The organism is Bacillus sp. MBGLi79 (assembly GCF_002953915.1).
The window spans coordinates 3458431-3463143 of sequence record NZ_CP026521.1; the positions used below are offsets into that span (position 1 = coordinate 3458431).

4 protein-coding genes are annotated in these 4713 nt (G+C 48.4%); all 4 read right to left on the bottom strand.

Features of this window, described 5'->3' with window-relative positions:
- Positions 1–147: 147 nt before the first annotated feature.
- Entirely contained in the window at positions 148–306 is a 159-nt protein-coding gene (locus tag C1T29_RS24890) for a hypothetical protein (protein WP_231516510.1), read from the bottom strand.
- A 205-nt stretch (positions 307–511) separates the two neighbouring features.
- Positions 512–1261, bottom strand: a complete 750-nt coding sequence (locus C1T29_RS17695; RefSeq protein ID WP_208945504.1) for a prepilin peptidase — start codon at positions 1259–1261, stop codon at positions 512–514.
- 152 nt (positions 1262–1413) lie between these two features.
- A complete protein-coding gene (locus C1T29_RS17700) occupies positions 1414–2712 on the bottom strand; it encodes a bifunctional folylpolyglutamate synthase/dihydrofolate synthase (protein ID WP_023855426.1) in 1299 nt (432 codons plus the stop codon).
- A gap of 81 nt (positions 2713–2793) precedes the next feature.
- Positions 2794–4713 (bottom strand): valine--tRNA ligase (gene valS / locus C1T29_RS17705; RefSeq protein WP_208945505.1); only part of this gene is annotated, 1920 nt, incomplete at its 5' end.

Genomic DNA, 4713 nt, shown 5'->3' on the forward strand with positions numbered 1-4713 from the left:
GTTTCTCTTTTGATAAGGCGCCACCACTTTGGGATCGTCTTTGTACACGGTTTCTTCTTCGTCTGGAGGCGTCCATGGAAATTCCTCTGTTTCAGGTGCGCCGGCCGCTGTTGAAGCCGATATTTCCCGTTCCGCCTTTCTCTTTTCTTACCAGTTTGAAAAGGTGAACTTCTTTTCTTCATTTCTGTTGGAAAACTCTTTTTCATTTCCGTAGATGGTCTCTTCTCTGCCATTGATCATCACTTTAAGCGGGTCTTCCTGGGGCACTTTTTTAGCTGAGTTTTTCTTGCTTTTCCGTTTTTTCATGTGGCTTCCCTCGCTTTCCGTTTATTGTTTTATATTGAGATTAGGCGGCAGATTGGCCGCTCTCTATACGATCGGCAGAGGGAAGCCAGAAGGAAGGAGGAGTTCTCCCAAAGGCTGTCCCTCTTATTGTCCACACTTTAACACAGCCTCAAAAAAAAAGAACAAGACTTTTGTCGTCTTGCCCAAAAAGGTTTCGTCAAATTTTTTACCACCGTGCCATTTGAAGGTACCACTCGATCATTGGATTGCCATAGAAACAGCTTATCAGCGTCCCGATCAGAATCGCGGGAGCAAACGGCATAGGTTCATTTTTCTTTAGCTTTCCTGCCAGCAATGCAATCAGACCAAGCACCGTTCGTGCGGCTGCCGAAAGGAAAAAAGCGAGAATGAGGAGGCGGCTGCCGAGCGCCATGCCGAGCACCGCAAACAGCTTTACGTCCCCCCAGCCGATCCCACCTTTCGTCAAAAGCAGCGTCAAGAGCGGAAGCATGCCGCCGGCAAACGCACCGCTTAAACCGGAATGCCACGGCTCGAGGGGAACAAGAAACCGTCCGACAGCAAAGACAATCAGGAAAAAACAAAGCACAGCATCCGGAATGACCATATGTGTCACATCAGATACAAAGACGATCAAAAGCAGGGAAATAAGAGCAAGCACAATCACCAGCTCCCCCTGATGCCCAACCTGCATACCGGCAAACGCAAACAGGATGGCGGCGGAGAGCTCAACTGCCGGATACACGATCGATATCGGGGTTTGACACCCCTTGCACCTCCCCCGCTGCATCAAATAGGACAAAACAGGTATCAGCTCCGCGAGGCCCAGCTTTCTTTTGCAAGCCCGGCAGAGGGAACGCGGAGCAATCAATGATATCTTTTCAGGGATGCGTCGCCCGGCTGAACTAAAAAAGGAACCGAGCACTAACCCCGCCGTAAAAAGGTAAAAGATGAACATCACTATCAGCCTCGCACAATCAAATTTAACCGCTTCATGGGAAAAAACGGCTTCCTGAGGCTGTTATTTTAGCAAATATGAAGCGCCTCCGCTTTTCATAAAACATAAAAATGCGCCGTCAGCCGATGGCCAAAAGCGCATTTTTATGTTTTTTATTCAGTTAAAACTGCCCTGACAGCGGAAATAAAGTAAAGCGACCCGGTAACAATGACCACCGCTTTTTCATCTTCAGCTTGTTCTTCGATATAGCGGAAAACAGAGCCGATGTCTTCATCACATGTTTTATGAACAGCGGTACTTTGCTCAAACAGCTTTTGAGCGGATTCCGCTCTCGGAAAATCAAAAGATGTGAAGTGAATCGATGACGCAAACGACTCGATTTTGCGGATCATGTCTCTGTACGGCTTATCTTTGAGAGCACTGAAGCATACGTGAATATTCCGCCCGTCGAAGTGGGACGTGATCGTCTCGGCCAGCCGCTCTACCCCTTCTTTGTTATGAGCGCCGTCGATATAAACGAGAGGCCTGTTCAATACCTTCTCAAACCGGCCGGGCCATCCCGCCTTATGAATGCCGCGTTTCAGCTCTTCTTCGCTGATGGCCGCATGTTTTTCGGCTGTCAGCCATTCGGCCGCAAGTATGGCCAAAGACGCGTTTTGCCGCTGATGGGTGCCGATCAGGCTTGTTTCAATTCTTTCATAACGATGTAACGGTGTTTTCAGTGAAAACTGCTCTCCATCGGGCAGTGAACGCTCTCCGGACAGCTCGCAATCCTCATGAAGGGATATAAAAGCAGATTCTGTCTCCATCGCCTTTCGCTTTATCACTTCAGCTGCTTCACGCTGATGAACGGCTGTGATAACAGGAACGCCGTGTTTGATGATTCCCGCCTTTTCTGCGGCAATCTCTTTCAGCGTGCCGCCTAATATTGCCATATGGTCATGGCCGATCGAAGTGATGACCGTTAACATCGGCTTCACGACGTTTGTCGAATCCAAACGGCCGCCTAATCCCGTTTCAAAAATAACAAAATCGGTGCGCCGGTATTTAGCAAAATATAAAAATGCGCATGCCGTAATAATTTCAAATTCGGTGGCTGCTCCGAATTCGGTTTTTTCAAGCTCAAGGACGAGAGGCCCGACCTCATTAAAGAGCGCCGTCCATTCGTCGTCCGAGATCGGTGCGCCGTCAACGCTGATCCGTTCGTTAAAGGTAATGATATACGGTGATGTGAAGGTGCCTGCTGTATAACCGGCTTCATTTAATACCGTACGGAGAAAAGCGATCGTTGAACCTTTTCCGTTTGTTCCGGCGACATGAATCGCATTAAGCTTTTTCTCGGGGTGCCCGAGCTTTCTCAGCAGCCATTCCATTCGTTCCAAACCCGGCTTCACGCCGAATTTAAGCCTTCCGTTAATCCAGCTGAGTGCTTCATCAAACGTTTTGAACAAGCGAATTCCTTCCCTTCAATTGATGAAGGTGTTTTCCAGCATCTTTAGAAAGACCTGGAAAACACCTCCTTTTTTCGTTGATTAATTTTTCAATTCGGCAATCCTTTTTTCTACAGCTTCACGTTTTGCCGTATAATCGGCTTCTTTCGCCCGCTCTTCTTCAATGACATGTGCAGGCGCCTTTTTCATAAATCCTTCGTTGCTTAATTTCTTTTGAACCCGTTCAACTTCCTTCGTCAGCTTATCGAGTTCTTTTTGCAGGCGGCTGATTTCTTCCTCAATGTTAATCAGACCTTCGAGCGGCAAAATCAGCTCGGCGCCGGATACGACAGCGGTCATCGCTTTATCGACCGCCTGAATATCCGTTCCGATTTGAAGAAGGCTCGGATTCGTAAAGCGTTCCACGTACGAACGGTTTTCTTCAAGTCGTTCGGCGATTTCCGGCGTGCTTGTTTTAATATAAAGCTCAATCTGCTTGCTGAGCGGCGTGTTGACTTCGCTCCGGATGTTCCGTACAGCGCGGATGACTTCAACGAGAAGTTTCATATCCGCCGCTGCTTCGGTGTCCGTATATTCTTTAACAGCTGCAGGCCACTTGGCGACTGTAATGGATTCCCCTTCGTGAGGAAGATGCTGCCAGATCTCCTCCGTCAGGAAAGGCATAAACGGATGCAACAGGCGCATCGTTTGATCCAGCACATACGCTAAAATAGAGCGGGTCGTCTTTTTCGCCGCTTCATCTTCACCGTAAAGCGGAAGTTTAGCCATTTCGATGTACCAGTCGCAGAAATCATCCCAGATAAAATTGTAGAGATGGCGGCCAACCTCGCCGAATTCGTACTTGTCAGCCAGCTGTGTCACAGTTTCAATCGTTTCGTTCAACCTTGTTAAAATCCACTTATCGGCAACTGATTTTTCTCCTGACAGATCAAGCTCTTCGTATGTCATGCCGTCCATGTTCATCAGGGCGAACCTTGATGCGTTCCAAATCTTGTTCGCAAAATTCCATGTTGACTCCACTTTTTCAAAGCTGAAGCGTAAATCCTGCCCTGGAGAGCTTCCCGTCGCAAGGAAGTAGCGCAGCGAATCCGCTCCGTACTTATCGATCACATCCATCGGATCGACGCCGTTTCCGAGCGATTTGCTCATTTTGCGGCCCTGGTCATCGCGGATAAGCCCGTGGATCAAAACATCTTTAAACGGACGTTCTCCGGTAAATTCGATACCTTGGAAGATCATTCTGGATACCCAGAAGAAAATGATATCGTATCCTGTGACAAGGACGTTCGTCGGATAGTAACGCTTGAAATCTTCCTCATCGATATCCGGCCAGCCCATCGTTGAAAACGGCCAAAGAGCGGAACTGAACCATGTGTCAAGAACGTCTTTGTCCTGCTCCCAGTTTTCGGCATCTTCAGGAGCTTCAGCGCCCACATAGATTTCCCTCGTTTCTTTATGGTACCACGCAGGAATACGGTGGCCCCACCAAAGCTGGCGGGAAATGCACCAGTCGCGGATATTTTCCATCCAGTGCAGATACGTTTTTTCAAAACGGTCAGGGACGAAGTTGACTTTTCCTTCGCTTTTTTGCAATTCGATGGCGGCATCGGCAAGCGGCTGCATTTGCACGAACCACTGCGTTGACAAATACGGCTCAACGACTGCTCCGCTGCGTTCGCTGTGGCCGACCGAATGCGTATGTTCTTCAATCTTGAACAGCACGCCCTCTTCCTGAAGATCTTTCACGATCTGCTTGCGGCATTCAAAACGGTCCATGCCTTTATATTGAAGCGCCTTGTCATTCATTGTGCCGTCTTCATTCATAACGAGAATGCGTTCAAGGTTGTGGCGGTTTCCGATTTCAAAGTCGTTCGGATCATGGGCAGGTGTAATTTTGACGGCACCTGAGCCGAATTCCATATCGACGTAGTCGTCTCCGACAATCGGAATTTCTCTTCCTGTGATCGGCAGAATAACCGTTTTTCCGATTAGGTGTTTGTA